The sequence below is a fragment of the Microbacterium schleiferi genome (assembly GCF_020781975.1).
Lineage (GTDB): Bacteria > Actinomycetota > Actinomycetes > Actinomycetales > Microbacteriaceae > Microbacterium.
Window position 1 is genome coordinate 70677 of record NZ_JAJGNI010000007.1, and the last position, 25474, is coordinate 96150.

The following is a 25474-nucleotide window of genomic DNA, read 5'->3' on the forward strand; positions in this document are numbered from 1 at the left end:
CCGGAACCTCGTCGCCCCGTGCGCGAAACAGCGACCTGGCACACTGAACCACATGACTAGCGGCGTCGGGCGTGTATCGGTTCTGAGCATCGGCGAGGTGCGGCTGCGGCGGCACAACATCGTCGGCAATGGCACCCCCATGCTGTGGTGGACCTTCACGTCGCGGCGATGGACGGATCCGTTGCCGGTCAATGTCGTTCTCGTTGAACACGAACAGGGCTGGGTTCTCTGGGACACCGGGCAAGCGCCAGCGTCAGCCGACACGCCGCGCGAGTACTTTCCGGGCGGTTTCGTCGGCGCGGTCTACGCGCGGCAGGTTGATTCGACCCTGACACCCGGCCAGGGACTGGGTGAGCAGCTCGAGCTCGCCGGCGTGCCGATCGAGCGACTTACCCTCGCCGCAGTGTCCCACTTGCACTATGACCACGCAGGAAACGTCGGTGAGCTCGCCGCGGCCGGCATCCCGGTGCTCGTCAGCGAACAGGAGCATGCCGTGCTCACCGGCAAGTCCCCACACATGCACGGCGTCTTGGCCGAGCACTTGCTCGATGCGGCTGTTCAGTGGCGGCCCGTCACGTTCGCGCCGTCCGAGGATGCAGCGCTCGTCGACTTCGCCGGCGCGTACGACATCTTCGGCGACGGCGCACTGACGCTCCTGCCGACCCCGGGTCACACCGCCGGGTCGATGAGCCTGCTCGTCCGCCGCAGCAACGGACGAAACCCGCTCCTGCTCGTGGGCGATGCAACCTACGATCCGAGCCTCATCGAGAAGGCGGTCGTTCCGGACGTGGGCGACAGAAAGCAGCAACGCGAGACACTGCGGCAGTTCGCAGCTTTGCGCGAGCGGCTACCGGGCCTTCAGGTGATCGCCGGTCACGATCCCCGGGCGGCCGAACTCGTCGCCTGACAGCACGCGCACCGTCACCGAAGCATCGCGCGCAGCTCCGACTCCACGGATGCCGGACGCGACGGGTCGATCGTCGTGCCGTGCTCGTAGGCCTCCACGATCCGCGGATCCACGTAGCTGCTGCGAGCGATCGCCGGGGTGTTGCCGAGGACGAACGCGGCGTCTCGCATCGCCGCGGCGACCATGCGCGCCCGCCGCGACGGCGACTCCACCGGTCCCGCTTTCGCAAGGCTCAGCGCCGCAGCCGCGGTGCCGTGCAGGGTCCGGAAGTCCTTGGCGGTGAAGTCGCCGCCCGTGCGTCGGCGGATGTCGGCATTGATTTCCTCGGGGTGCAGCGGGTGCACCTCGCCGTCGCCGTCGCGCCAGGCCAGCAATCGTGCCCGCCCGCCGCGGCGTTTCAGGGCTCGCACCACCGCAGCGAGGTCGGGGTCGGTCAGCTCCGATTCCCATGGCTGACCGCTCTTGCCCGGAAACCGCAGCTCGACGCGCTCACCGTCGTGCACGCTCGCGTGGGCGCACAGCAGCGTGCACAGGCCATAGCTGCCGTGCACGTCCGCGTAGCGTTCTGACCCGACCCGCAGGCTCCCGGTGTCGAGCATCCGGAACGCCGTCGCCAGGACGCGGGAGCGCCCGAGCCCGTCGGATCGCAGATCGAGCGTCACCGTGCGCCGGGCCCCCGGTAGCGTCTCGGCGAGGTCCAGCATCCGTTCGAACTTGACTCGATCCTGACGCTCGCGCCACACCTGGTGATACAGATACTGGCGCCTGCCGGCGTCGTCGACGCCTGTTGCCTGGATGTGCCCGTGGGGATGCGGTGAGATCCAAACGTCGTTCCACGCGGGTGGAATCGCGAGGTCCGAGATCCGCTCGCGGGTGGCCTCGTCGGTGATCGCCGCACCCGATTCGTCGAGGTAGGCGAACCCCCGTCCGCGACGCACGCGCCGCAACCCGGGTTCTGTGGTGCGACTGCGACGGAGGCGGGGCATGCGTTCACGCTACGCCGCCGCGATGGGGGCGAGGGCGGTTCGGTGATTCTGACCGCGGCGCGGATGCTGTCAACCCCCTCAGCGACTCGTGTCGGCATCCGTATCGTCGCCGTCGACCGATCGCCGATCCGGCGACCGGCAGCACGGTGACCATGAAGGAGACCGTCATGACAAGCACGATGACCGCAGACATCGAGGTGGACGCACCGATCCGCGCCGTCTACGACCAGTGGACGCAGTTCGAGGAGTTCCCCGAGTTCATGGGATCAGTGAACTCCATCACCCAGACCACCGACGACCTCACACACTGGTCGGTCAGCATCGGCGGTGTCGAGCGCGAGTTCGACGCCGAGATCGTCGACCAGGTTCCCGACGACCACATCGAGTGGGCGAGCACGGGGGAGCGGGTTCACACCGGACGCGTCGCGTTCACACCTGTGAGCGATGACCGCACCCGCGTTGAATTGCGCATGGAGTGGGAGCCCGAGACCTTCATCGAGAAGGCGGGCGCCGGACTCAACCTCGATGAGGCAGCAGCACGCATGGACCTGGAGCGCTTCAAGTCGTTCATCGAAGACCGCGGCCGCGAGACCGGCGGCTGGCGCGGCGAAGTCCACAACTGACGACACCACCGAAGCTCCCCGCACGCCCAGTAGGGTGCGGGGAGCTTCGGTGTTTCACTCAGCGACCCCGACGAACCGCCGCACGGCGCGCGTTCACGATCCCGTACGCCAGCGTGCCGATGATCGCGAGCAGGAACACCGCTGACGCGATCACGTTGGCCTGCGGCGGGATGCCGCGCTGAGCCGCAACGTAGATGTAGACCGGGAAGGTCTGCACCGAGCCGGACGTGAAGTACGTGATGATGAAGTCGTCGAAGCTGAGGCTGAACGACAGCAGCGCCGCCGCGATGATGCCCGGCAGCAGCAGCGGGAACGTGATGCGCCAGAACACCTGGCGCGGCGAGCCGTAGAGGTCTCGTCCGGCCTCTTCGATCGAGGGGTCGAGCGAGAGGGCTCGGGCCCGCACCGTCACCACGACGAAGCTCAGGCAGAACATCGTGTGGGCCAGGATGATCGTGCCGAGGCCTTTCGCGACGCCCATCGTCAGGAACTGGGCGGCAAGACCGGCGCCGATGACGACCTCGGGGGTTGCCATGGGCAGGAACAGCAGCAGGCTGATCGAGCCGCGGGCCTTGAACTGGTAGCGCACCAGTGCCAGGGCGATCATCGTGCCGAGGGTCGTGGCGATGATCGTGGCGACAAAGCCGACGAGGATGCTGTTGCCGAACGCCACACACACTTCGGGCTGTTCGCAAACGGTGAGCCAGTTCTCGATCGTGAACCCGTTCCAGGTGATGTTGGTGCGGGTCGTCTCGTTGAACGAGAACAGGAACGTGTAAGCGATCGGGATGAGCAGCACCACGAACGCGGCGATGACGTAGATGCCGAGGATTCGGGACCGCACGGTCCATTGCGTTTTCACAGGAGGTCATCCGTTCCCGTGCGCCGCACGTAGCTGCCGACGATGATGAGGATGACGGCCATCAGCAGGATGCTGAGGGCTGCCGCCTGTGGGTAATTCACTGTGATGAGGAACTTCGACTGGATGACGTTTCCGATCATCGTCGTCGACGGGCTTCCGAGGAACGCCTGGCTGGCGTTCACATAGTCACCGGATGCCGGGATGAAAGTGAGCAGCGTCCCCGACACGACGCCCGGGAGGGAGAGCGGGAACGTGACCCGCCAGAACGTCTGCCCCGGCGTGGCGTACAGGTCGGAGCTCGCCTCGAGCAGGCGCGTATCGAGCCGGTCAAGCGAAGCGAACAGCGGCAGCGTCATGAACGGGATGAAGTTGTAGGTCAGACCGAAGACGACGGCGAATCCCGTGCCCGTGATGTGATCTTGCGGACCGAAGAGCCCGATCGTCTGCAGGAACCCGACGACGGGTCCCTCGTCGGCGAACAGCGCCTTCCACGCCAAGGTCCGCAGCAGGAACGAGATGAAGAACGGCGCGATCACCAGCACCAGCAGCAGGTTCCGGATGAGCGGCCTGTCGCGCAGGACCACACCGATGAAGTACGCGATCGGATAGCTGATCAGCAGCGCGAAGAGGGTGGCCAGCAGCGCGTACCAGAACGAGCGGAGGAACTGGGGCCAGTACTCCGCGATCACGTCGACGTAGTTCTGCCAGTTGAAGGCGTAGTAGAACGCGCCGTACTGCGACGTGTCGTTCACGCCGAACGAGGTCATCAGCAGCGACACGAACGGGACGACGAAAAACAGCGCGAGGTAGGCGAGCCCCGGCAGCAGCAGCGCGAACGCCACCCAGCTGGCGCGACGCTGCGGCGACGCCTTCTTCGTATCGGCGACAGCCAGCGCCGACATCGCCATGGCTAGGAGTCCTCGCTGTCGGCGATGGCCTCGGCTGCCCCAGCTTGGGCGTCGGCATCCAGCCCGAACGTGTGCTCGGGTCGCCACCGCACCCAGACTTCGCTTCCCACCGAGAAGACCGAGCCGAACACCATGTTCTGCTCGAACACCCCGACGGGTCCGATTCCCGGCATCTCGACGGTGTACTGCGTGCTCACACCGGTGAACGAGAGGTCGGTGATACGTCCCGGGCCAAGGACGTTGTCGTCAGTGGTCGGCGCCTCGGCGGCAAGCATCAGTTTCTCGGGCCGCACACCCACCGTGATCGGGCCGGATGACGCGACGGCGCGCTCGATCGGCATTCGGAGCGTGCCCCCAGCCGTGGTGCGCGCGACGAGGGTGCCACCTGCCGCTGATTCGACCGTCGCGGGGATCAGGTTCGACTGCCCGAGGAAGCTCGCGACGAACCCCGTGCGGGGGAGTTCGTACAGTTCCTGCGGCGGACCCATCTGCTCGATGCGACCGTGGTTCATGACGGCCACGGTGTCGGCCATTGTCATGGCCTCTTCCTGGTCGTGGGTCACGTGCAAGAACGTGATCCCAACCTCGTCCTGAATCGTCTTCAGTTCGGACTGCATCTGGCGACGCAGCTTCAGGTCGAGGGCTCCGAGGGGCTCATCCAACAGCAGCAGCGCGGGTCGGTTGACGACCGCCCGCGCCAGCGCGACACGCTGCTGCTGACCACCCGACAGCTGCGAGGGCTTGCGCCCCGCGACGTGGTCGAGCTCGACGAGCTTGAGGGCGTCCAGAGCGCGGTTGGAAGCATCCGTCACCTTGCGCCGACGCAGCCCGAACTCGACGTTCTCTTGCACCGTCATGTGGGGGAAGAGCGCGTAGCTCTGAAAGACCGTGTTCACCGGCCGCTTGTGCGGCGGCACGGATGTCACGTCTTTACCGCCGATCGAGATCGAACCTGCGGTGGGTCGCTCGAGGCCCGCGACGATGCGCAGAGTCGTAGTCTTGCCACACCCCGACGGGCCGAGGAGGGCGAAGAACGAACCCGCTGGAATCACCAGATCCAGATCGTGCAGAGCGGTGAAGCCCGGAAAGGTCTTGCGGATGCCGCGAAGCTCGAGGTCAGCGCCGGCCTCGGGTGTCGATGTGCTCATGCCCGGTCAGGCGCCGAGCCCGACGGCTTCGAACTCGGCGTTGTACTTCTCCTGCTCCTGGTTGCTGAGCGCCCGGAAGATGTACGCGTTCGCGAGCGTCGCCTCGTCGGGGAAGATGAGCTGGTTATCGACCATCTCGGGGTCGATGTCGGCCATCGCTTCCTGTGCTCCGACCACGGGGGTGATGTAGTTCACCCAGGCGGCGACCTCGGCGGCGACCTCGGGCTGGTAGTAGTAGTCGATCAACGTCTCGACGTTGGTCTTCTGCTGCGAACCGATCGGGATCATGAAGTTGTCGCTCCAGAGCGTCCCGCCCGAGTCGGGGAGGGCGAACCCGAACTTGTCGTAGCCGACCTCCGCGTTGATCGCGGTGATGTCGCCCGACCACACGATCGCGGCGAGTGTGTCTTCGTTGATGAGGTCGTCGGCGTAGGAGTTGCCCTTGATGTTGCGGATCTGGCCGTCCGAGACCTGCTGCGCGAAAACGTCGATCGCGTTCTGGAACTCGGTGTCGCCCCACGAGTCCGACGAGATGTCGACGCCCTGGCTGAGCATGATGAGGCCGATGGTGTCGCGCATCTCGCTGAGCACGCCGACGCGACCCTTCAGGTCGGGGTTCCACAGGTCTTCGACGGATGCCAGGCCGTTGGGGAGCTTCTCGGTGTTCCATGCGAGACCCGCAAAGCCTGACTGCCAGGGCACCGAGTTGGCGCGGCCGGGGTCGAAGCTCGGGTTCATCAGGCTCGGGTTGAGGTTCGCGTAGACGTTGGGCATCTTCGCCTTGTCGAAAGCCTGCGTGTAGCCGGACGCGATCCAGATGTTCGCCATCCAGTCGGTGAGGCAGACCGTATCGGCGCCGATGCCCTGGCCGAGCGCCAGCTGGTCGCGGACCTTCGCGAAGTAGGTGTTGTTGTCGTCGATCGCAACGTCGTAGTTGACGGTGATGCCGGTCTGGTCCTCGAACGCCTGCAGCGTCGGGTGGTTGCCGTCGTCATCCTCGTCGAGGTAGAACGACCAGTTCGCCCAGGTGAGGGTCTTCACGCTCGACGAGAGGTCCTCGGGGGCGGTCAGCGCTGAGCCGCCCGTGGAGTCCGAACCGCCGACGCGGCCGGTGCAGGCTGCGAGGAATCCCATGAGCGAGAGGGCACCGGCGCCGGCGAGCACGCCGCGACGGGAGATCTGCGCTGCGCGGGCCTGCGAAATCAGCGCTCGGATCATCGGATCGGAGGGGAGTGGACGGTCGGGCATAGTCGGTCACCTCAATCAGCTGAATGCGTGCTGTGCACGGATTGTCAGTGATCGTGTCACGACATCACCCGAGGCGGCAAGCGCAATCCGCAGTCCGAAACAAACTTGATACAGGAATCTGTCGTTTCAAGTAACGCGCGCGACGGTTTCACGTGCGAAAGCTGCGGATTCCGACGTGGCCGGAATCCGCAGCTTTCGAATCCGCTACAGCAGGCTTGCGGCGCGCGTGAGAACGTCGCGCAGGATCTGCTCGAGCTCGTCGAACTCTGAAGGTCCGATCGTGAGCGGCGGCGCGAGCTGGATGACGGGGTCGCCGCGGTCATCGGCGCGGCAGTACAGGCCAGCGTCATAGAGTGCGCCCGAGAGGAATCCGCGCAGGAGCCGCTCGGACTCGTCGTCGTTGAACGTCTCGCGCGTCGCCTTGTCTTTCACGAGCTCGATGCCGAAGAAGTAGCCGTCACCGCGCACGTCCCCGACGATCGGCAGGTCCAGCAGTTTCTCCAGCGACGCCCGGAACAGGGGTGAGTTCTCGCGGACGCGCTCGTTCAGGCCCTCCTCGTCGAAGATCGCGAGGTTCTCCAGCGCGACAGCTGCCGAGACCGGATGCCCGCCGAAGGTGTAACCGTGCAGGAACGAGGTGTGCCCGTGCCGGAACGGCTCGTAGATCCGGTCCGAGATCACGGTTGCGCCCAGCGGCGAGTAGCCGCTGGTGAGGCCCTTGGCCGAGGTGATGATGTCGGGCACGTAGTCGTACGCATTGCAGGCGAAGGTGTAGCCGATGCGGCCGTACGCGCAGATGACCTCATCCGAGACCAGCAGCACGTCGTGGCGGTCGCAGATCTCGCGGACGCGCTGGAAGTAGCCGGGGGGAGGGGGGAAGCATCCGCCCGAGTTCTGCACCGGCTCGAGGAAGACGGCGGCAACCGTCTCGGGGCCTTCGAACAGGATCATCTCTTCGATGCGGTCAGCAGCCCAACGCCCGAAAGCCTCGAGGCGGTCGCCCTCGCCGTCCCAGACGAACCCGGCCTCTTCGGCGCGGTACGCGTTGGTATTCGGTACCCGGAAGGCTCCGGGCACGAGCGGTTCGAACGGTGCTTTCATGACCGGGATGCCGGTGATCGCCAGGGCCCCCTGCGGGGTGCCGTGGTAGGCGATCGAGCGCGAGATGACCTTGTGCTTGAGGGGCTGGCCCTGCAGCTTCCAGAACTGCTTAGCCAGCTTGAAGGCGGTCTCGACCGCTTCGCCGCCACCGGTCGTGAAGAACACGCGGTTCAGGTCGCCGGGTGCCTCGTCGGCCAGTCGGTCGGCCAACTCGATCGCCGACGGGTGCGCGTACGACCACAGCGGGAAGAACGCGAGCTCTTCGGCCTGCTTCGCAGCAGCCTGAGCGAGCCGCTTGCGGCCGTGGCCCGCGTTGACGACGAACAGGCCGGAGAGGCCGTCGAAGTAGCGCTTGCCGCGGTCATCCCAGATGTGGTGGCCTTCGCCGCGCACGATGACGGGCACCCCGGAGGTGTCCAGTACCGACTGGCGGGTGAAGTGCATCCACAGGTGGTCTTGGGCCTTCTTCTGCAGATCGGCGGGGGAGTTCATGACGGGTCCTTTCGGGGCGCGGTAGCGGCGGCGCGGGGTGCGATCACTGCGTGCCCCAGTCGTAGAGCTGTTTCACGAGGCGGAGGTAGACAAAAGACTCGGTGGCGACGACGCCGTCGATGGCGCGGACGCGCTTGTTGAGCAGATCGATGAGCTCGTCATCCGAAGCACACACGACCTCGGCGAGCACATCGAAGCTGCCGGCGGTGAGCACCACGTAGGTGACTTCGGGGAGGGCCGAGACCTCGGCGGCGATGCGCGTCGAATCTCCCGAGGTCCGGATGCCGACCATCGCCTGTCGCGCGAAGCCGAGTTGCAGGGGGTCGGTGACCGCGACGATCTGCATGACTCCCGCGTCGACGAGGCGCTGCACGCGATTGCGTACCGCAGTCTCTGAGAGCCCCACGGCTTTGCCGATGTCGGCGTACGAGCGCCGGCCGTCGGCTTGCAGGTGCTCGATGATGGCGCGCGAGATGTCGTCGAGCTGCTGGACCCGGGGAGTGCGATCTGCCACGCGACGATCATCGCAGAGGAGCTGTCAGAAGACAACCGAAAGCGTCGATCATTGCAGCGATATATGCGGAATCCGCAGATGCGACGCGTCTTCGCGGAGGAAATCAGAACCGTGTGGTTCGCAGGTGGGCCTCCTCCTGGCGAGAGGGCGACGTGCGACCATGGGGGGATGAGCCTGCCCGAACACGCGCCAGCCTCCAAGCGGGCGATCTGGGAGGCTGCGCAGCGTCTATTCGCCGAGAACGGCTACGCGCGGACCTCGGTGCGCGAGATCGCAAGCGAGGCATCCGTTGACCCGGCACTGGTCATCCGCCACTTCGGCTCGAAAGAACAGCTCTTCATGGAGACCATGGAGGTGCAGGTCGCGGCTACTGCCTTCGAGGGTCCGCTCGAGACCCTCGGTGAGCGGTTCATCGCGTTCATCCTCGACGACGACGCCGACATTCGCGGCATTTATCTGGCGCTCCTGCGAGCCAGCGATTCCGGCGGCATCTGGACCCACCTGCGAGCCGCGCACGAGGAGGGATTCGTGCGGCCGTTCCGCGCACGGATCGCAGCGTCGCCTGCTCATGCGGCGGATGCCGACACGCGTGCGCGGATGGCTGCCGCCGTGGTCGGCGGCCTGCTCTACAGCCTGTGGGTGGTGCGCGATGAGGGTCTCGCGCATCTGGAGCGCGAGACCCTCATCGGCCGCTACGGAGCGCTGCTACAGGCAGCGATCACCGGCTGAGCTAGATCGCCGACCAGCCGCCGTCAGACGGCAGGATGACGCCCGAGACGTTTGTCGCGTCATCGCTCAGCAGCCACGTGATGGATGCCGCGAGCTGAGCTGCCTCGGCGATCGGCGGCAGGATCGTCATCGCGAGCCCGACGCGCTCCTGGCCGAGTTCGGAGGCGAACGACGCCTCGATTCCGGTAGCGACCGGCCCCGGAGCGACCGCGTTCACGCGAATATTCTTTGCCGCGTACATGAACGACGTGCTTTTGGTGAGGCCTACGACGGCGTGCTTCGAGGTCGTGTAGGCAAGGCCCGCAGCTGAGCCGCGAAGCCCCGCCTCGGACGCCACGTTCACGATCGATCCGCCGCCGGCCTCGAGCATGAGGGGGAGGACCGCGCGAGTGAGTCGGAAGGTCCCCTCGACGTTGACAGCCATGACGCGCGACCAGACGGCGTCGCTCACTTCGTGCAGCGGCGTCATGTCATCCATGATTCCCGCGACGTTCGCAAGCCCGTCGACGCGTCCGTCGGCTGCCGCGACGATCTTCGCGATCGAGTCCTCCGAGGTGATGTCGCCGGCAACCGCGACAGCGCCGGGCATCTCGGCGACCGCCGCATCGAGGCGCTCCTGCGAAATGTCGACAGCGACGACCTTCCCGCCTTCGGCTGCAACGCGGGCAGCCACCGCGCGTCCGATTCCCGAACCGGCGCCGGTCACGATGACCGTCTTGCCATCGAATCGGCCGGGCGTGATGCGCTCGACCCACGGGGCCGCCATCGGGGGAGCGGGAGGCTCGTCCTCGTCATCCTCGCCATCGTCGTCAGCTGCAGGCGCAGCGGCCAATGCGCTCGGGTCGTTGGCGCGACGAACCATATCGTCGATCAGCTCTTGCGACATCTGCCCGCCGCTCATGGCGGCGACTCGCTCGAGCGAGAAGAGCTTGACGGGGGCCAGGGCCGACTCTTTCTGGCCGCCCTGGGCGAGCAGGTCGCGCAGGATCGGGCCGCCGACCGGATGCTTCAACCACGCGCCGATCGATGATTTTGCGGTGAGTGCCTTGTCTTTGGCCATGTCTCCTCCTTGAGTCAGTCGCGGTTTCGGGACCGCGTGATCCCAGTCTAGAGAACGAGTCAACAAAGTTGACAGAGTCTGCTGGATGAACCTTCAGATTGAAGGATGGTTCGGAGGCAAGGTAGGTTAGGCGAGGCTTACCAATTCGAGAGTGAGCCCTTCCACAGCAGCCCACGAAAGGAGCGCCCGTGCGCGCCTCCCGTCTCATCGCCCTCGGCATCGCCGTGGCCCTGACCGGTTCCCTTGCCGCGTGTTCGTCCTCGACGGATGCCGGGACCACCGACACCGAATCGACCGAAACCGGTGCCTTCCCTGTCACGATCGAGCACGCCTACGGCGAGACCGTCATCGAGCAGAAGCCCGAGCGGGTCGCGACAGTCGCCTGGTCAAACCACGAGGTACCCCTGGCGCTGGGCGTCGTTCCGGTCGGCATGAGCAAGGCGACCTGGGGTGACGACGACGGCGACGGTGTGCTGCCCTGGGTCGAAGACAAGCTCGAGGAACTCGGCGCCGAAACCCCCGTTCTGTTCGATGAGACCGACGGAATCGACTTCGAGGCCGTGGCAGACACGCAGCCTGACGTCATCCTTGCCGCGTACTCGGGGCTCACACAGGAGGACTACGACACCCTGTCGAAGATCGCGCCCGTCGTCGCTTATCCCGAGGTCGCCTGGGGTACCTCGTACGAAGACATGATCCGCATGAACTCCGCGGCGCTCGGTCTCTCGGCCGAGGGCAATGAGCTGATCGACGAACTGCACGAGACGGTCTCTACCTCGCTCGAGAACTACCCCGAGCTCGACGGCGCTCGCATCCTCTTCAGCTACATCGACCCGTCTGACTTCAGCCAGATCGGCTTCTACACGAGCCACGACACGCGCCCCGGCTTCCTCGAGAGCATCGGGTTCCCCGTTCCCGAGATCGTTGCCGAAGAGTCGGCGAATACCGAGGAGTTCTACACCTCGGTCAGCGCCGAAGAGGCAGACCGCTTCGCGGACGTCGATGTGTTCGTCACCTACGGCGACCCCGGCAGCGACATCGTCGAGCAGCTGCAGGCTGATCCGCTGCTCTCGCAGATCCCGGCGATCGCGAACGGTTCGATCGTCGTGCTCGAGAACAGCACGCCGCTGGCGGCATCCGCGAACCCGTCGCCGCTGTCGATCGGCTGGGGCGTTGACGACTACTTCGCTCTGCTCGCCTCCGGAGTCTCTGCACAGCAGTGACCACCCTCCACGCGCCCGCACCGGTACCGGCCGTCGCCTCGCTGCGACGATCGGTATCGGTGCGCGTCGCGTGGCTGATCGCGAGCATCGCCCTCCTCGTGGTGCTCGCCGTGGCATCCGTCGCCTTCGGGGTCGCCGACGTGAGTCCCGCCGATCTCGTTGCGGGCCTTTCCGGCAACGCCTCCTCGATCGAGTCAGCAGCGGTCATCAAACGGATGCCGCGCACCGTGCTCGCGATCCTCGTCGGCGCCTCCCTCGCCCTCGCGGGCGCGAGCATGCAGGCAGTCACACGCAATCCACTGGCCGACCCCGGCATCTTCGGGGTCATGAGCGGTGCGGCACTGGCCGTCGTCGCCGGGCTCGCGTTCTTCGGCATCGTCGACCCGTACGGCCAGATGGGCCTCGCGATCCTGGGCGCTGCCGCAGCGGCGATCTTCGTCTACGCCGTGGGCTCGCTCGGGCGCGGGGGAGCGACACCGCTCAAGCTCGCGCTGGCAGGCGCCGCGACCGCGGCTGCCCTCGCCTCACTCGTGAGCGCCATCTTGCTGCCGCGCATCGATGTGATGTCGACCTTCCGGTTCTGGCAGATCGGCGGCGTCGGCGGCGCCGAATGGGACCGCATCGCCGTGGTCGCGCCCGCGCTGCTGATCGGTGCCCTGATCGTGTTCGCGACAGCGCGCGGCCTGAACTCGCTCGCGCTCGGCGACGACCTGGCAGCGGGACTCGGCGAGCACGTGTCGCGCACGCGGCTGATCTCGTCGGCAGGTGCCGTCATCCTGTGTGGCGCAGCAACCGCGATCGCCGGCCCGATCGCGTTCGTCGGTCTCGTCATCCCGCACCTCGTGCGGCTGCTGGTCGGACCCGACCACCGTTGGCTGCTGCCGCTGTCGGCGATCGGCGGCGCCGTGCTGCTGCTTGCCGCCGACATCGTCGGGCGCCTGGTCGCCAAGCCCGAAGAGATCGAAGTGGGCATCGTGACCGCCCTCATCGGAGCACCGGTGTTCATTTGGATCGTCCGCCGTCAGAAGGTGCGCGAGCTATGACCGCCACCCTTATCCCCACGGCTACCCCCGCCGCGGTCTCGACGACCGCCGCCGCGATCGCTCGCGGTCGCCGCATCCGCCGCCGCCGTTGGACCGTGATCACCGCGATCCTCGCCGTGATCGTCCTGGCCGTCGTCGCCATCAGCACGATGGTCGGGCACACCTTCTATACGCCGGTCGACGTCGTGCGCGTCATCCTCGGCGAAACCGTGCCCGGAGCATCCTTCACCGTCGGTGAGCTGCGCCTGCCGCGCGCGCTGCTCGCCCTGTTGTCAGGCTTCGCGTTCGGGATGGCGGGGGTGACGTTCCAGACGATGCTGCGAAACCCGCTCGCCTCGCCGGATGTCATCGGCATCAGCGCCGGCGCGAGTCTTGCCGCGGTGACCGGCATCATCGTCTTCTCGCTGAGCGACATCGCTGTCTCGGTCGTCGCCCTCATCGGCGCTGTGGTCACCGCCGGCGCGATCTACCTGCTGGCAAACCGCGGCGGGTTCGCCGGCGCCCGGCTCATCCTCATCGGCATCGGTGTTGCCGCGATGATCCAGAGCCTCATCGCATATCTGCTCTCGGGCGCCGCCGAATGGGACCTGCAGGCCGCGATGCAGTGGCTCTCGGGGAGCCTGAACAACGCATCCTGGGAACGGCTCGTGCCGCTCGTCATCGTGATGCTGCTCGTCGTGCCGGTCATGCTCGCCCGCAGCGGTGATCTCGACATTTTGCGCCTCGGCGATGACTCTGCCGCGGCCCTCGGCCTGCGCGTCTCGCCCACCCGCGTTTTGTTCATTCTCGGTGCCGTCATCCTGCTTGCCTTCGCCACCGCCGCGACCGGCCCTATCGCCTTCGTCGCCTTCATGGCTGGGCCGATCGCTGCGCGGCTGCTGGGCCCCGGACCCTCGCTCCTGCTGCCGGCGGGCCTTGTCGGGGCGCTCCTGGTGCTCGTTGCCGACCTCGTCGGCCAGTGGGCTTTCGAATCGCGCTACCCGGTCGGGGTCATCACCGGCATCCTCGGCGCGCCCTACCTCGTCTATCTCTTGGTGCGCACGCACCGGTCGGGAGGATCCCTGTGAACCCGCCTCTTGGAACCACGCTCCTGGCGCCGGATGCTGCCCCTGCGGCCTCCGCGTCGCTCGATCCGGCATCGGTGCCGGGCTCGGTCGGCCACAGGCTCGCCGCCGAGGGCCTCGCGCTCGCGTACGGCGACCGCGCGGTCGTCAGTGACCTCGACCTGCAGATTCGCACCGGCGCGATCACGACGATCGTCGGGGCCAACGGATGCGGAAAGTCGACGCTTCTGCGCGCGTTCGCCCGTCTGCTCCCGCCGCAGGCCGGGCGGGTCGTGCTCGATGGCCGCGAAATCCACCGCACCCCGACGAAGCAGATCGCGTGCGAGATCGGCCTGCTGCCGCAGAACCCCATCGCGCCCGAGGGCATTGCGGTTGCCGACCTCGTGGGCCGGGGGCGGCATCCGCACCAGCGAATGCTCGCCCGCTGGAGCGCCAAGGACTATCAGGTCGTCGCGGAGTCGCTCGAGGCCACCGACATCGCAGACCTTGCCGACCGCTCGGTCGATGAGCTCTCGGGTGGGCAGCGTCAACGCGTATGGATTGCCATGGCACTCGCGCAAGAGACCGGCATCCTGCTGCTGGATGAACCGACGACCTTCCTCGACGTCGCCCACCAGATCGAGGTGCTCGATCTGCTCACCGATCTGAACCGCAGCCGGGGCACGACGATCGTCATGGTGCTGCATGACCTGAACCTTGCGGCGCGGTATGCCGATGAGCTCGTGGCGATGAAGGATGGCCAGGTCCACGCCTGCGGCGCGCCCGACGCGGTCGTCACCGAAGACCTTGTTCGCGACGTGTTCGGGATGGACAGCCGCGTCATCCCCGATCCCGTCTCAGGTTCGCCCGTCGTTCTGCCCATGGGGAGGCACCATGTCCGTCGTTGAATCCACCGTCGTCGAGGCGTCGCCGTTCGTGGTGGCGCGCGCCGCTGTTCGCTCGGTCGAGCTGCTCTCGCCGAGCTTCGCGCGCATCACGTTCGGCGGCGCGGACCTCGATGAGTTCGGTGACCCCGAGCGCATCCTCGACCAGCGCATCAAGCTGATCTTCCCGCCGAGTTCGGGCCGGCTTCCCGACCTCGAGCACCCGGATGGCGACTGGTGGGCGGCGTTCCTCGCCGTTCCCGAGGAGGAGCGCGGCTCGATGCGCACCTACTCGATTCGGGAGCTGCGCGTTGAGGAGGGCGGCACCGCTGTCGTGATCGACTTCGTGCTGCACCTCGAGCCCGGGTTCACCGGTCCTGCGTCGGCCTGGGCGAGTCAGACATCCGTCGGCGATGAGCTGCTGATCATCGGACCGCGCCGGGGCCGCCCGAACGGCGGCGGCATCGAGTACGCGCCCGGCGAAGCGCGCGAGATTCTGCTCGCGGGCGACGAGACCGCGGCACCGGCGATTGCCCGCATCCTCGAAGACATCGACCGCGACGCTGCCGGCCTCGCTGTGATCGAGGTGCCCCACGCCGAGGACGCGCTCGCGATCGACGCGCCCGAGGGTGTCGAGGTGCGCTGGGTCGCGCGGGAGGGCGCGGCGAACGGGTCGCGGCTCATCCCAACCGTGCTCGGTCACCTGGGCGCGACGGCGACCGTGACGGTGACGGATGACGGGACCGAGGAACTCCTGTGGGAAACCCCCGTCTTCTCGGGCTCGGGTGAGGAACTGGATGACGCGGTCGAGGCGATCGATCGCTACTTCTGGATCGCGGGGGAGAGCTCGGTCGTCACGACCCTGCGCCGGCACCTCGTGAAGGATCTCGGCATCCATCGCTCGCAGGTCGCGTTCATGGGCTACTGGCGCCGCGGCGTCGCCATGCGCGGCTGAGTCGGGAGTCTATATACTCCTCTATACAAACACGGAGGAGGGGTTCATGGCCGTCACGTCAATCGATATCGACCCGGACGAGCTGCGTCAGGCGAAGGAGCTTGCTGGCACGACCTCTAATCGCGAAACGGTAGACCTCGCGCTGCGCACTCTTATCGCCGTTCGTCGTCAGCCTGCCGCTGTCGAGCGAATCATTGCCCGCAATTTCGAACCCGACCAAATCGATGCTCCGACGATCCCGGCGGCGGCGGCGACTGCTGGCCAGTGACGACGTACCTCGTCGACAACAGCATCTGGCAGAAGGCCTCAAAGAGTGAGGTGATCGCGGCCAGGCTCCGGGAGCTCTCGCCCGCGCACCTGCTCATTACCTGCCCGCCTCAGGTTCTCGAGTACTGCCATTCGGCACGGACTCCGCAGGAGCACCAGGAACTCCGCGCGGACATGGCGCAACTCTTGCCCGCGTGGGAGCATCCCGACGAGCGTCAGGCGCTCGACATTCAGCAGGCGCTCTGGGATTCGGGGTTCGTGCGCGCGGCTGCGGCGTTGGATTGCCTCATCGCGGCCTACGCGGTCGTCAATGACGCCGTCGTTCTGAACTCCGACCGCGACTTCGGTTACATCGCGGTCGCGACCCGGGGTGCGGTCAGGCAGGAGTACGTGGAGGCCTAAACCGCTGCCGTCCAACACCGGTGGGGGCAGATCCGGTCCTGATCAGGCGGGGAGTGCGGCTTCGATCGCCTCGATGACCTCGGGGGCGTCGGGCAGGGTGCGGGGGCTGAAGCGCCAGACGCGACCGTCGGGGCTGATGACGAACTTCTCGAAGTTCCAGCTGATCTTGCCGGCCTTGCCGTCGGCGCCCGGAACCGTGGTGAGTTGCTGGTAGATCGGATGCGCGTTCTTGCCGTTGAGCTTGACCTTCTCGGTCATCGGGAACGTCACGCCCCAGGTCGCGGAGCAGTACTCGGCGATCCTTTCTTCCGAGCTCAGCTCCTGCAGGAACTGGTTGCTGGGGAACCCGATGACCGTGAACCCGCGCTCACCATAGGTCTTCTGCAGCTCCTCGAGCTGTTCGTACTGCGGAGCGAGCCCACAGCGCGACGCGACGTTCACGACGAGCGCGGCCTTGCCGCCCGTGAGCGCGCCGAAGGTGGTCTGCTCGCCGCGAAGGGTGGTGACGGGGATGTCAGAGAGGTCCATGGGTGGGGTCCTTTCGGGAGGGGTTAGGCGGAGCGAAGCGAGGGGCGGTCAGCGCTGGTGAGGTTCTCTCGCAGATCATGAAGCGAGCTGATGAGGCTGTGCGCAGCATCCGGGGCCATCTTCATCGCGTCGGCGACGCACCCCGCGACGCGGTGGAGGGACGCTTGCAGGTCGGCGGATGCCTCGGTCGCGGTCACCATCACGGTGCGCCGATCGCCGGCCGGGCGGGAACGGATGACGAGCCCCGCGGCTTCGAGACGGTTGACGAGTCCGGTGATGGTGCTGGCGTCGAGGTGGAGTTCGTCGGCGATGCGCCCCGGGCTGGTCGATTCGTCACGCCACAGGATGCCGAGCACGAGCAGTTGCTGATACGTCACACCCCACGGCGCGAGCAGGTCGCGGTAGAGCTGCACGGTTGCCTGCGCGGCGGAGTAGACCGCGAAGCACACGGAATCCTCGAGGGTCACGCTGGGTCGGGTCACACGAGAAGCTTTGCATGCAAGTTATTTGGATGCAAGGTTGTTGCGATGGCTCATAGCTCTCTCGTATCTGCGCGCAACGTACGGCCGGCTTGCGTGCCGCGAATCAGTAGTGGTCTCGCGCCTGCAGTATGACGATGTGGTCATCGGTCACGTAGTAGACGAGTCGGTTCTTCTCGTCGATGCGACGAGACCAGGCGCCTGAAAGAACGTGACGGAGCGGTTCGGGCTTTCCGATGCCGTCGAACGGATCGCGCACGACATCCGCGATCAGCAGGTTGATCCGCTTCAGCGTCTTGCGGTCCTGCGTCTGCCAATAGACGTAGTCCTCCCACCCGTTCGGGTCGAAGGTGAGCGATCGCGTCACGCGTCGAGGAGGTCGTGTTGCTCAAACTCTCCGCGACGTGCGCGCTCGACGGCCTCGAGCAGTCGCTCCGCGTTCGCCGGGTTGCGCAGGAGGTAGGCAGTCTCGGTGAGTGCGTCGAAGTCGTCCTTGGACATAATCACGGCGTTGCCGCGGCGGGAGACGACCTCAACGGTCGTGTGGTCCTCGTTGACCTGCTGAATGAGCCCGAACAGGCTCTTTCGCGCTTCGCTCGCGGTGATGGCGGCCATGGCTGCGACCCTTCGGCTGAGTAGTACGTAAAACGGTACCACTCTGGTGTTCGGTCGGGACCGCATTCATGTCTCCGTAAAGAGTGACGCTGTCAAGGCATCTCGAAGTCTGGACGCACCTCGGCGAGCTCGTCGAGTTGCTCCTGCATGCGCGCGTGGAGCAGTCGCCCGTGCTCGATCCACCCCTCTGGCACCGGCTCGGTCTCGTCCCGGGCCTGCCAAACGGCGTTCCACTGGTGGAGATCGGCGGCCAGCTCACGACTGAGGGGCAGATCCCGGGCGGCGAGCGCGTACCGCTCGCTGAAGGACTCCCATAGCGGCCACTCGCGACCCCAATCCGGAAAGAGTCGAATCACGCGCCGCCCGTCTGGGAGGGTGAGCGGAAGTTTCTTTTGGCTCCGCCGCGAGAGGAGCCGGTCTTGCATTTCCGCGCGCATTCGCCACTCACGCGGTGACGTCGGCGGCGAGTTGTAGTCGCCTCCGACCAACCAGATTAGGCCGCGTCCGTGGGTGGAGTCGTCGACGACCAGCGCGACCGACCACAGACGGTCATCTCCGGCGAGCGTCGTCGCGGACGATTCAACGTCTCTGAGCGTCGCGTCGACAAGATCGACCGTGGTCACCGCTGAGCCGGGGCCTTCGAAGACGTAGATCCGGTAGCGCGGCTCGTTCGATTCCCACGATGAGTCTCGTTCGTCGACTTGGATCGCGCGCATGCCACCACGATAGGACGGGGCCCGCTGGTATGAGCCCTCTCGGACGTCCCGATTATGTGGTCGATAACCTGATCCGCGCATCAACGAATCATCCGCACTCAAGTTCGTGGGGCCTGCCCGATCGTTGCGGTCAGACATCCCCAATCGCGTAGCGGTGCATCGTCACGCCACCGGCGTAGGTCGCCTGCTCGAGCAGCTCGAGCCGCACCGGTGAGGTCATCTCATCGAACAGCGGCCGTCCCGACCCGAGGATGACCGGATGCGTAAACAGCAGCACCTCATCAAGCAGCCCCGCCGCGAGGAGCTGCGTCGCGACATCCGCCCCGCCGACCCCGATGTCTCCGCTCGAACTGGCACGTAGCTCACCGAGCCGCTTGATCGCGTCATCCCCGCCGAACACCGTCGTGTTGTACGGCGCCTCGGGCCAGAAGCTCTCCATCGTCTCGAAGACCTTGCGGCCCTGCACCATCATCGTGAGCGCCTCGGCGCGCGCATTGAACTCCTCGTGCAGCTCGTCGCCGATGCTCATCCAGTCGCCGCCGCCCTGCTCGTCGTGCGCGTGCTCGATGAACAGGTCGAGCGAGACGTTCATCCAATACACGAAGCGTGCGGCCATGGGTCCTCCTCGTCGACGCGGTGCGCACAGTTCACCACGCCGGGCGGTGTCGGTGCGAGGGGGTAGTTTTCGAGGATGGTCGCCCACAACGACAAGCCCGTCCTTCATGTCGACACCGTCGAAGACTGGGAGCAGTGGCTGGATGCCGATCCGAGCCCCGACGGCGTGCGGCTGCGCCTGCGCAAGACATCCACGCGCAAGCCGGGGATCACCTACGCCGAGGCGCTCGACGTCGCACTGTGCTTCGGGTGGATCGACGGACAGAAGCAGTCACTGGATGCCGACTACTTCCTGCAGGCCTTCACGCCGCGCCGGCCCCGCAGCCTCTGGTCGAAGGTAAACATCGCGCACGTCAACCGTCTGATCGAGGAAGGACGGATGCGGCCCGCCGGCCAGCTCGAGATCGACCGCGCGAAGGCCGATGGTCGGTGGGATGCCGCCTACCGCCAGAGCGATGGCGACATCCCTGCCGAGCTGCAGGCGGCGCTGGATGCCGACCCGAAGATCGCCGCCGCGTTCGCAGCCCAATCCGCGCAGAACCGCTTCGCGATGACGTTCCGCGTCGGCAACCTCAAGCGACCCGAATCCCGTGCAGCCCGCGTCGCCGAGTACGTCCGGATGCTCGAACAGGGGGAGACGCTCCACTGAGTCGGGAATTCTGGACTCACACCGGGATTTCCGTCACGAAGCTGCGTTTTTCGTATTACGATGCGGCCATGAGTAGCGGCGAGACCATCAACGGCACACCCGTCACCGAGGAGCAGATCGCAGCTTGGGCGGCGGAGGCCGACGCGGGTTACGACGTGGACGCGCTCAAGCGCCGGGGTCGCGGACGTCCCGGTCGCGGATCGGAACCCGCGCAGGTGGTTGCTCTCCGGCTAACTGCCGATGAGCTCGCCGCGCTCGACGCTCGCGCCGCCCGCGAGAACAAGTCGCGATCGGAACTGATCCGCGAAGCGATCGCCGCATACGCCGCGTGAAGATCCACGACGCTGCGCTCAGGCACGGGATCGCGCCCGAAGATATTCGACAGGCCGCTTCCTGGTCGCTGTGGATCGAGGACCTCGACGACGACTCTCCTGCTCGCCAACTAAGGCTGGGATTCGACACGCAGGGGAGGCTGCTCGAGACCGTCGTCCTCGTCTTCGACAGCGGTAATGAGCTCGTCATCCATGCGATGAAGGCTCGACCCCAGATGCTTGACCTGCTGCCTTGACCTCAGTGCTCTCCGTCGTGGGCGTTGTTGAAGGCATCCCGGATCGGGAAGGTGTCGTAGACGATGTGCAGGCGCTCGATCAGGCCGTGCTCGTCGAGTTCTGCGACGTCGACCACGGTGAAGGGTGCGGGTTCGCCGGTCGAGAGTGTCCAGTCGAAGTCGAACCAGAAGCTCACGACCGTGCGGACCTCGGTCGATCCGATCATCGTGGCGCGCAGCGTCAGCCGCGAGCTAGCCGTGTCGGCGAACAGGGCCGGGTAGAACTCAGCCGCGGGCATCGTGCCATACAGGGGAGACTCGACGATCCCGTCGGGCGCGAAGAGCGCGATCACCCGCTTGGCATCGCCGATCTCGAGGCTCGCCAGGTACTCGTGGACCAATCGGTCGACATCCATCCGCGTCCCTCCTTCGGCGTGGCCATGGCTCGACACTAGCGATCCGCGAGGCCGCCGCGTCCAACCGCCTCCACGGGGACCATGGTCCCTATATGTGGTCTGACCACAGTGCCACGATGGTGTCAGGACGAAGGCGTGGACACCGGGTCCACACCAGGTAGGAGGATCCGATGTCCACCGCAATCGATGCACTCGTGGCACGAGCACAAGATGCTCTGGCCGAGTACGCGTCGTTCACGCAGGAGCAGATCGACCACATCGTGCGCAAGGCATCGGTCGCCGCTCTCCACCACCACGGCGAACTCGCCGTCCTGGCCGTCGAAGAGACCGGCCGTGGACTGTTCGAAGACAAGGCCGTGAAGAACATGTTCGCGTGCGAGCACGTCACGCACTCGATCATCAAGCAGCGCACGGTCGGCGTCATCAGCCACGACGAGATCACCGGCATCACCGAGATTGCCGACCCCGTCGGCGTCGTCGCGGGCATCACCCCGGTGACCAACCCCACCTCCACCGCGATCTTCAAGTCCCTCATCGCGCTGAAGACCCGCAACCCCATCGTCTTCGCCTTCCACCCGTCAGCTCAGAACTGTTCGGTCGCTGCGGCGAAGATCGTTCGGGATGCCGCAGTCGCGGCCGGTGCGCCGAAGAACTGCATCCAGTGGATCGCCGAGCCCTCACTCGAGGCATCCGGCGAGCTCATGAACCACCCCGGAGTCGCGCTGATCCTCGCGACCGGTGGCAACGCGATGGTTCGTGCCGCGTACTCCTGCGGCAAGCCCGCTCTGGGCGTCGGCGCCGGAAACGTCCCCGCCTTCATCGAGCGCTCCGCCAAGGTCGGCCGCGCCGTCAACGACGTCGTGCTTTCCAAGGCGTTCGACAACGGCATGGTGTGCGCGTCCGAGCAGGCCGTCATCCTCGACGAGCCGATCGCGACCGAGGCGATGGCTGAGTTCACGCGCCTTCACGCCTACGTCGTGAACGCTGACGAGAAGCGCAAGCTCGAAGAGTTCATCTTCGGCGTCCACGCCAACGCCAAGAACTGCGGCGAGGCCAAGCTCAACGCGAAGGTCGTCGGACAGTCCCCGGTGTGGATCGCCGAACAGGCCGGCTTCACGGTGCCCGAAGACACCTCGGTGCTCCTCGCCGAGTGCGCCGTCGTCGGTCCGCAGGAGCCGCTCACCCGCGAAAAGCTGGCCCCGGTGCTCGCCGTGCTGCGCGCCAAGAACGCCGAAGAAGGCATCTCGCTCTCTGAGCAGATGGTCAACTTCGATGGCCTCGGCCACTCCGGTGCGATCCACAGCAATGACCAGAGCGTCATCGACGAGTTCGCCAAGCGCGTCCGCGCCGTCCGCATCATCGAGAACGCCCCCTCGGCCCTCGGTGGCATCGGCGACATCTACAACGCGTTCATGCCGTCTCTGACCCTCGGTTGCGGTTCTTACGGACGCAACTCCGTCTCCAACAACGTCTCGGCGGTGAACCTCGTGAACGTCAAGCGTGTCGGTCGTCGCAACAACAACCTGCAGTGGTTCAAGGTTCCGGCAAAGACCTACTTCGAGCCGAACGCGATCCGCTACCTCATCGACATGAAAAACGTCGAGCGGGTCACGATCGTCACCGACCCGACGATGACCAACCTCGGTTTCGTCGACAAGGTCATCGATGTGCTCAACCGCCGCCGTAACCGCGTGCACCTGCAGATCATCGACCGCGTCCAGCCTGAGCCGAAGCTCTCGAGCGTCGTCGCGGGAGCTGCCGAGATGCGGGAGTTCAACCCCGACACGATCATCGCGCTCGGTGGCGGTTCCCCGATGGATGCCGCCAAGGTCATGTGGTTGCTCTACGAGAACCCCGACGTGCAGTTCTCCGACATGCGCGAGAAGTTCTTCGATGTTCGCAAGCGCGCGTTCAAGTTCCCCGACCTCGGCAAGAAGGCTCAGCTCGTCTGCGTCCCGACCACCTCGGGCACGGGTTCTGAGATGACGCCGTTCGCGGTCATCACGGATGACGAGACGGGAATGAAGTACCCGCTCGCCGACTACGCGCTGACCCCGTCGGTGGCGATCATCGACCCGGTCCTGACCTCGGCTCTGCCGGCCAAGGTCGTGGCGGATGCCGGATTCGACGCCCTCACGCACGCGACGGAGGCTTACGTCTCGGTGTACGCGAACGACTACACCGACGGCCTGGCCCTGCACGCCATCAAGCTGATCTTCGAGAACATCGAACGTAGCGCGAAGGCTCGCCCCGGCAGCACGGACCCCGCCGACATCCAGGCACGCGAGAAGATGCACAACGCGGCATCCATCGCGGGTATGGCCTTCGGCAACGCGTTCCTCGGGATCGTGCACGCGATGGCTCACGTCACCGGATCGAAGTTCCACCTGATCCACGGACGCACCAACGCGATCTACCTGCCTCACGTCATCCGTTACAACGGACGCATCCCCACGAAGCTGACCAGCTGGCCCAAGTACGAGCGCTACATCGCTCCCGAACGGTTCCAGCAGATCGCACAGCACCTGGGCCTGAAGGCCGCGACCCCCGAAGAGGGTGTCGAGTCCTACGCCCGGGCCGTGGAGAAGCTGCGTGACCTCGTCGGCATCGAGCGTTCCTTCCAGGCGCAGGGTGTCGCAGAGGAGGCCTTCATCGGCCGCCTCGACGAGCTCGCGATGGCTGCCTACGAAGACCAGTGCGCTCCGGCCAACCCCCGGATGCCGATGCTTGCCGACATGAAAACCCTCATGGAGGCGGCGTACTACGGAACCTCGTTCGACGAGGTCCGTGCCCACCGCGGTGAGGTTGCGGTTGCGGGAGAAACCCCGGCAGAGGCCCCCGCATCCCCGCTCGCCAAGCGCGGCGCGTAGTACGAAATCACTGAAGCCCCGCCGGGTCGCGTTTCCCGGCGGGGCTTCGGCGTGCCCTGATGCCGGGCGGCAGCAACCTCAGCTCGACGGCTCGGGTGCGGCGATCTGGGCGGCACCGCCGCCGATCACCTCGCCCGCGGCATCCATCGCCCGCACCCCGACGTACGCCCCGAGCGTCGCACCCGCGGGGATCGGGATCTCGGTCTCGAACCTCTCCCGCGGCGCGCGTGCGATCTCGACAGCGGATGCCTCATCCGGCCCCGTCACGAGGAGCCACGATGCGACCTCGGTGGCGCCGTTCCACGAGGCGAACAGGCTCGCCGAGGGGCCGTCTTCGACCAGCTGCGCATCCGGGGGAGTGGCGGGGATCGCCGACCACGGCAGTACGTACGCCCGGTAGCTCGTCCCGGCAGTGAAGGTCGCCTCGTACAGCAGGGTTCCGTCGCGATCGAACTCCGAGTAGAACGGCCGCGAGCCCCACCCAACGACGACGTTCCCTCCGGCAAGCTCCTGCAGGTTGCCCTGTGTCGCCGACAGCCGATCCTGCTCGGGCGTGTACTGCGCCACGAGCGAAGCTGTCATGGCATCCTCGTCGACGGCCAGGCGCAGCCCGCGCGACCAGCCGGCGTCATCCTCGGACTGATTGTCGAACAGGGTGATCGTGCCATCGGCGCGGCGGTGAGCGTCGTGTTGCCACGCGAACTCGGCATCGCCGTCGATCTCGAAGTCGCTGCTGTGCCCACCCAAGCGCCAGTCCACGGACGCGCTCTCGCGATCGAGCCGGTAGACCGTGCTCGTGTTGCGCGCCGAAACCAGGAACCCGTCGTCGCCGTCCAGCGATACGGCATTCAGGTGGATGTAGTCGTACGGCTCTGCGCGGGTGCCGCCGTCCTCGTCGAGAACATGCCTCGACTCCGTCACCGGGACTTCATCCAGCGATGCCCATTCGAACAGCACCTCGCCGGTGGCGATATCCACCTCCTGCACGTGACCCTCCAGGACGTAGCCGTTGCGTGGGCCCCCGACCTCGGTCAAGTCTGCGGGAGCTGTCACGTACGCGAGAAGCAGCATCGTGCCGTCATCGGTGATCGTCGTCTCGTGCATGTCGGCGTTGCCCGCACCGATCGGTTCCCCGGTCGACACACGCGCGATCTCGGTGTACGTGTCATCCAGGATGATGACCTCGCCGCGCCCATGGAATCCTGACTGGCCCACCCAATAGGTCAGCACCGGCTCACCCTGGTACTCCTGCACACGCAGATCGAACGCCGAGTCATCGCCCGTGTTCGCGACCCATACCGGGTCGCCGTCGCCATCCACGATCGCGGCGCCCTGCATTGCCGACCCCTGGTCGAGATCTTTGGGGCCGAGGAACGCATACATGCCGTCGCGGTCCAGCGTCGCGCCGCGCTCGGAGGTGGTCACGGTCACGATCGGGGGCGTCAGATCAGGCCGGCTCACGAACGACCACGGCTCAGCCGTGACCTCTTCGCTCGGCTCCTGCGTGCTCGTTTGCGCCGCACAGCCCCCGAGCGCGAGCGCTCCCGCGACGCCGACAACAGCGAGGGTTCTGCGACTCACCATTGGGGGAGTGTGCCACGGAACATCGCCCTGGCGGCCCCCGCTGAGGAGATTCTCACACAA

General features: G+C 66.3%; 30 protein-coding genes. 14 read left to right on the forward strand and 16 right to left on the reverse strand.

The window, feature by feature from the left end; translation table 11 throughout:
* Nucleotides 1-52 precede the first annotated feature (52 nt).
* Nucleotides 53-907 carry an N-acyl homoserine lactonase family protein gene (locus tag LL236_RS09605; protein ID WP_228178528.1) on the forward strand — a complete coding sequence of 285 codons (855 nt, stop codon included), beginning with the start codon at nt 53-55 and terminating at the stop codon, nt 905-907.
* Between the two features lie 14 nt (nt 908-921).
* On the opposite strand, the gene LL236_RS09610 is transcribed toward LL236_RS09605, so the two are convergent.
* Nucleotides 922-1893: a DNA topoisomerase IB gene (locus LL236_RS09610; RefSeq protein ID WP_228178529.1), complete on the reverse strand. Its 972-nt coding sequence runs from the start codon at nt 1891-1893 to the stop codon at nt 922-924.
* Nucleotides 1894-2060: 167 nt separating this feature from the next.
* Between LL236_RS09610 and LL236_RS09615 the strand changes: the two genes are divergently transcribed.
* Nucleotides 2061-2516, forward strand: a complete 456-nt coding sequence (locus LL236_RS09615; RefSeq protein ID WP_228178530.1) for an SRPBCC family protein — start codon at nt 2061-2063, stop codon at nt 2514-2516.
* 58 nt (nt 2517-2574) lie between these two features.
* Here LL236_RS09615 and LL236_RS09620 read toward each other — a convergent pair whose 3' ends face one another.
* From LL236_RS09620 to LL236_RS09645, 6 genes are all read right to left on the reverse strand, one after another.
* The gene (locus LL236_RS09620) at nt 2575-3360 is read right to left on the reverse strand and encodes an ABC transporter permease (RefSeq protein ID WP_228178531.1); all 786 of its coding nucleotides are present in this window, start codon (nt 3358-3360) and stop codon (nt 2575-2577) included.
* Nucleotides 3361-3374: 14 nt separating this feature from the next.
* Nucleotides 3375-4286, reverse strand: coding sequence for an ABC transporter permease (locus LL236_RS09625; protein ID WP_228178532.1), 912 nt, complete (start codon nt 4284-4286; stop codon nt 3375-3377).
* 2 nt (nt 4287-4288) lie between these two features.
* Nucleotides 4289-5434 carry an ABC transporter ATP-binding protein gene (locus LL236_RS09630; protein ID WP_228178533.1) on the reverse strand — a complete coding sequence of 382 codons (1146 nt, stop codon included), beginning with the start codon at nt 5432-5434 and terminating at the stop codon, nt 4289-4291.
* A gap of 6 nt (nt 5435-5440) precedes the next feature.
* The gene (locus LL236_RS09635) at nt 5441-6682 is read right to left on the reverse strand and encodes an ABC transporter substrate-binding protein (RefSeq protein ID WP_228178534.1); all 1242 of its coding nucleotides are present in this window, start codon (nt 6680-6682) and stop codon (nt 5441-5443) included.
* A gap of 204 nt (nt 6683-6886) precedes the next feature.
* Complete coding sequence (locus tag LL236_RS09640) at nt 6887-8275, reverse strand: aspartate aminotransferase family protein (RefSeq protein ID WP_228178535.1); 1389 nt, start codon at nt 8273-8275, stop codon at nt 6887-6889.
* A 43-nt stretch (nt 8276-8318) separates the two neighbouring features.
* Nucleotides 8319-8789: an Lrp/AsnC family transcriptional regulator gene (locus LL236_RS09645; RefSeq protein ID WP_228178536.1), complete on the reverse strand. Its 471-nt coding sequence runs from the start codon at nt 8787-8789 to the stop codon at nt 8319-8321.
* A gap of 168 nt (nt 8790-8957) precedes the next feature.
* On the opposite strand from LL236_RS09645, the gene LL236_RS09650 reads away from it, so the two are divergent.
* Nucleotides 8958-9518: a TetR/AcrR family transcriptional regulator gene (locus LL236_RS09650; protein ID WP_228178537.1), complete on the forward strand. Its 561-nt coding sequence runs from the start codon at nt 8958-8960 to the stop codon at nt 9516-9518.
* Nucleotide 9519: 1 nt separating this feature from the next.
* Here LL236_RS09650 and LL236_RS09655 read toward each other — a convergent pair whose 3' ends face one another.
* Nucleotides 9520-10578, reverse strand: coding sequence for an SDR family NAD(P)-dependent oxidoreductase (locus LL236_RS09655; RefSeq protein ID WP_228178538.1), 1059 nt, complete (start codon nt 10576-10578; stop codon nt 9520-9522).
* Nucleotides 10579-10766: 188 nt separating this feature from the next.
* Between LL236_RS09655 and LL236_RS09660 the strand changes: the two genes are divergently transcribed.
* From LL236_RS09660 to LL236_RS09690, 7 genes are all read left to right on the forward strand, one after another.
* Nucleotides 10767-11801 (forward strand): iron-siderophore ABC transporter substrate-binding protein, encoded by a 1035-nt coding sequence (locus LL236_RS09660; protein WP_228178539.1) that lies wholly within the window; start codon nt 10767-10769, stop codon nt 11799-11801.
* The gene (locus tag LL236_RS09665; RefSeq protein ID WP_228178540.1) at nt 11798-12844 is read left to right on the forward strand and encodes a FecCD family ABC transporter permease; all 1047 of its coding nucleotides are present in this window, start codon (nt 11798-11800) and stop codon (nt 12842-12844) included. Before LL236_RS09660 ends, LL236_RS09665 begins: the two co-directional genes overlap by 4 nt.
* Nucleotides 12841-13911 carry a FecCD family ABC transporter permease gene (locus tag LL236_RS09670; RefSeq protein ID WP_228178541.1) on the forward strand — a complete coding sequence of 357 codons (1071 nt, stop codon included), beginning with the start codon at nt 12841-12843 and terminating at the stop codon, nt 13909-13911. The genes LL236_RS09665 and LL236_RS09670 overlap by 4 nt, the downstream gene beginning before the upstream one ends.
* A gap of 74 nt (nt 13912-13985) precedes the next feature.
* On the forward strand, nt 13986-14795 hold the full coding sequence (locus LL236_RS09675; RefSeq protein ID WP_228178675.1) for an ABC transporter ATP-binding protein: 810 nt from the start codon (nt 13986-13988) through the stop codon (nt 14793-14795).
* Nucleotides 14782-15726, forward strand: coding sequence for a siderophore-interacting protein (locus tag LL236_RS09680; RefSeq protein ID WP_228178542.1), 945 nt, complete (start codon nt 14782-14784; stop codon nt 15724-15726). The genes LL236_RS09675 and LL236_RS09680 overlap by 14 nt, the downstream gene beginning before the upstream one ends.
* Before the next feature lie 46 nt (nt 15727-15772).
* Complete coding sequence (locus tag LL236_RS09685) at nt 15773-15994, forward strand: type II toxin-antitoxin system VapB family antitoxin (RefSeq protein WP_228178543.1); 222 nt, start codon at nt 15773-15775, stop codon at nt 15992-15994.
* A complete protein-coding gene (locus tag LL236_RS09690; protein ID WP_228178544.1) occupies nt 15991-16395 on the forward strand; it encodes a PIN domain-containing protein in 405 nt (134 codons plus the stop codon). Before LL236_RS09685 ends, LL236_RS09690 begins: the two co-directional genes overlap by 4 nt.
* A 42-nt stretch (nt 16396-16437) precedes the next feature.
* Here LL236_RS09690 and LL236_RS09695 read toward each other — a convergent pair whose 3' ends face one another.
* From LL236_RS09695 to LL236_RS09720, 6 genes are all read right to left on the reverse strand, one after another.
* Nucleotides 16438-16923, reverse strand: a complete 486-nt coding sequence (locus LL236_RS09695) for a glutathione peroxidase (RefSeq protein WP_228178545.1) — start codon at nt 16921-16923, stop codon at nt 16438-16440.
* A gap of 23 nt (nt 16924-16946) precedes the next feature.
* Nucleotides 16947-17405, reverse strand: coding sequence for a MarR family winged helix-turn-helix transcriptional regulator (locus LL236_RS09700; protein WP_228178546.1), 459 nt, complete (start codon nt 17403-17405; stop codon nt 16947-16949).
* Nucleotides 17406-17508: 103 nt separating this feature from the next.
* Complete coding sequence (locus LL236_RS09705; RefSeq protein ID WP_228178547.1) at nt 17509-17769, reverse strand: Txe/YoeB family addiction module toxin; 261 nt, start codon at nt 17767-17769, stop codon at nt 17509-17511.
* Nucleotides 17766-18017, reverse strand: a complete 252-nt coding sequence (locus LL236_RS09710) for a type II toxin-antitoxin system Phd/YefM family antitoxin (RefSeq protein WP_228178548.1) — start codon at nt 18015-18017, stop codon at nt 17766-17768. Before LL236_RS09710 ends, LL236_RS09705 begins: the two co-directional genes overlap by 4 nt.
* Nucleotides 18018-18109: 92 nt before the next feature.
* A complete protein-coding gene (locus tag LL236_RS09715; protein ID WP_228178549.1) occupies nt 18110-18733 on the reverse strand; it encodes a hypothetical protein in 624 nt (207 codons plus the stop codon).
* 130 nt (nt 18734-18863) lie between these two features.
* On the reverse strand, nt 18864-19349 hold the full coding sequence (locus LL236_RS09720; protein WP_228178550.1) for a dihydrofolate reductase family protein: 486 nt from the start codon (nt 19347-19349) through the stop codon (nt 18864-18866).
* A 75-nt stretch (nt 19350-19424) separates the two neighbouring features.
* Between LL236_RS09720 and LL236_RS09725 the strand changes: the two genes are divergently transcribed.
* The 3 genes from LL236_RS09725 (at nt 19425) to LL236_RS09735 (ending at nt 20565) form a co-directional block, all read left to right on the forward strand.
* Nucleotides 19425-19997, forward strand: a complete 573-nt coding sequence (locus LL236_RS09725) for a YdeI/OmpD-associated family protein (RefSeq protein ID WP_228178551.1) — start codon at nt 19425-19427, stop codon at nt 19995-19997.
* A gap of 68 nt (nt 19998-20065) precedes the next feature.
* Nucleotides 20066-20329, forward strand: coding sequence for a ribbon-helix-helix protein, CopG family (locus tag LL236_RS09730; RefSeq protein WP_228178552.1), 264 nt, complete (start codon nt 20066-20068; stop codon nt 20327-20329).
* Entirely contained in the window at nt 20326-20565 is a 240-nt protein-coding gene (locus LL236_RS09735) for a toxin (protein ID WP_228178553.1), read from the forward strand. The genes LL236_RS09730 and LL236_RS09735 overlap by 4 nt, the downstream gene beginning before the upstream one ends.
* A gap of 2 nt (nt 20566-20567) precedes the next feature.
* On the opposite strand, the gene LL236_RS09740 is transcribed toward LL236_RS09735, so the two are convergent.
* Nucleotides 20568-20960, reverse strand: a complete 393-nt coding sequence (locus tag LL236_RS09740; RefSeq protein ID WP_228178554.1) for a nuclear transport factor 2 family protein — start codon at nt 20958-20960, stop codon at nt 20568-20570.
* 170 nt (nt 20961-21130) lie between these two features.
* On the opposite strand from LL236_RS09740, the gene adhE reads away from it, so the two are divergent.
* Nucleotides 21131-23830: a bifunctional acetaldehyde-CoA/alcohol dehydrogenase gene (gene adhE, locus LL236_RS09745; RefSeq protein ID WP_228178555.1), complete on the forward strand. Its 2700-nt coding sequence runs from the start codon at nt 21131-21133 to the stop codon at nt 23828-23830.
* Between the two features lie 78 nt (nt 23831-23908).
* On the opposite strand, the gene LL236_RS09750 is transcribed toward adhE, so the two are convergent.
* Entirely contained in the window at nt 23909-25414 is a 1506-nt protein-coding gene (locus LL236_RS09750; protein WP_228178556.1) for an arylsulfotransferase family protein, read from the reverse strand.
* Nucleotides 25415-25474: the final 60 nt, after the last annotated feature.

Coding starts and splice junctions, on each gene's coding strand:
- LL236_RS09605 (WP_228178528.1), top strand. CDS start 53: ATGACTAGCGGCGTCGGGCGTGTATCGGTTCTGAGCATCGGCGAGGTG.
- LL236_RS09610 (WP_228178529.1), bottom strand. CDS start 1,893: ATGCCCCGCCTCCGTCGCAGTCGCACCACAGAACCCGGGTTGCGGCGC.
- LL236_RS09615 (WP_228178530.1), top strand. CDS start 2,061: ATGACAAGCACGATGACCGCAGACATCGAGGTGGACGCACCGATCCGC.
- LL236_RS09625 (WP_228178532.1), bottom strand. CDS start 4,286: ATGGCGATGTCGGCGCTGGCTGTCGCCGATACGAAGAAGGCGTCGCCG.
- LL236_RS09630 (WP_228178533.1), bottom strand. CDS start 5,434: ATGAGCACATCGACACCCGAGGCCGGCGCTGACCTCGAGCTTCGCGGC.
- LL236_RS09635 (WP_228178534.1), bottom strand. CDS start 6,682: ATGCCCGACCGTCCACTCCCCTCCGATCCGATGATCCGAGCGCTGATT.
- LL236_RS09640 (WP_228178535.1), bottom strand. CDS start 8,275: ATGAACTCCCCCGCCGATCTGCAGAAGAAGGCCCAAGACCACCTGTGG.
- LL236_RS09650 (WP_228178537.1), top strand. CDS start 8,958: ATGAGCCTGCCCGAACACGCGCCAGCCTCCAAGCGGGCGATCTGGGAG.
- LL236_RS09655 (WP_228178538.1), bottom strand. CDS start 10,578: ATGGCCAAAGACAAGGCACTCACCGCAAAATCATCGATCGGCGCGTGG.
- LL236_RS09670 (WP_228178541.1), top strand. CDS start 12,841: ATGACCGCCACCCTTATCCCCACGGCTACCCCCGCCGCGGTCTCGACG.
- LL236_RS09680 (WP_228178542.1), top strand. CDS start 14,782: ATGTCCGTCGTTGAATCCACCGTCGTCGAGGCGTCGCCGTTCGTGGTG.
- LL236_RS09685 (WP_228178543.1), top strand. CDS start 15,773: ATGGCCGTCACGTCAATCGATATCGACCCGGACGAGCTGCGTCAGGCG.
- LL236_RS09695 (WP_228178545.1), bottom strand. CDS start 16,923: ATGGACCTCTCTGACATCCCCGTCACCACCCTTCGCGGCGAGCAGACC.
- LL236_RS09710 (WP_228178548.1), bottom strand. CDS start 18,017: ATGGCCGCCATCACCGCGAGCGAAGCGCGAAAGAGCCTGTTCGGGCTC.
- LL236_RS09715 (WP_228178549.1), bottom strand. CDS start 18,733: ATGCGCGCGATCCAAGTCGACGAACGAGACTCATCGTGGGAATCGAAC.
- LL236_RS09720 (WP_228178550.1), bottom strand. CDS start 19,349: ATGGCCGCACGCTTCGTGTATTGGATGAACGTCTCGCTCGACCTGTTC.
- LL236_RS09725 (WP_228178551.1), top strand. CDS start 19,425: ATGGTCGCCCACAACGACAAGCCCGTCCTTCATGTCGACACCGTCGAA.
- LL236_RS09730 (WP_228178552.1), top strand. CDS start 20,066: ATGAGTAGCGGCGAGACCATCAACGGCACACCCGTCACCGAGGAGCAG.
- LL236_RS09740 (WP_228178554.1), bottom strand. CDS start 20,960: ATGGATGTCGACCGATTGGTCCACGAGTACCTGGCGAGCCTCGAGATC.
- adhE (WP_228178555.1), top strand. CDS start 21,131: ATGTCCACCGCAATCGATGCACTCGTGGCACGAGCACAAGATGCTCTG.
- LL236_RS09750 (WP_228178556.1), bottom strand. CDS start 25,414: ATGGTGAGTCGCAGAACCCTCGCTGTTGTCGGCGTCGCGGGAGCGCTC.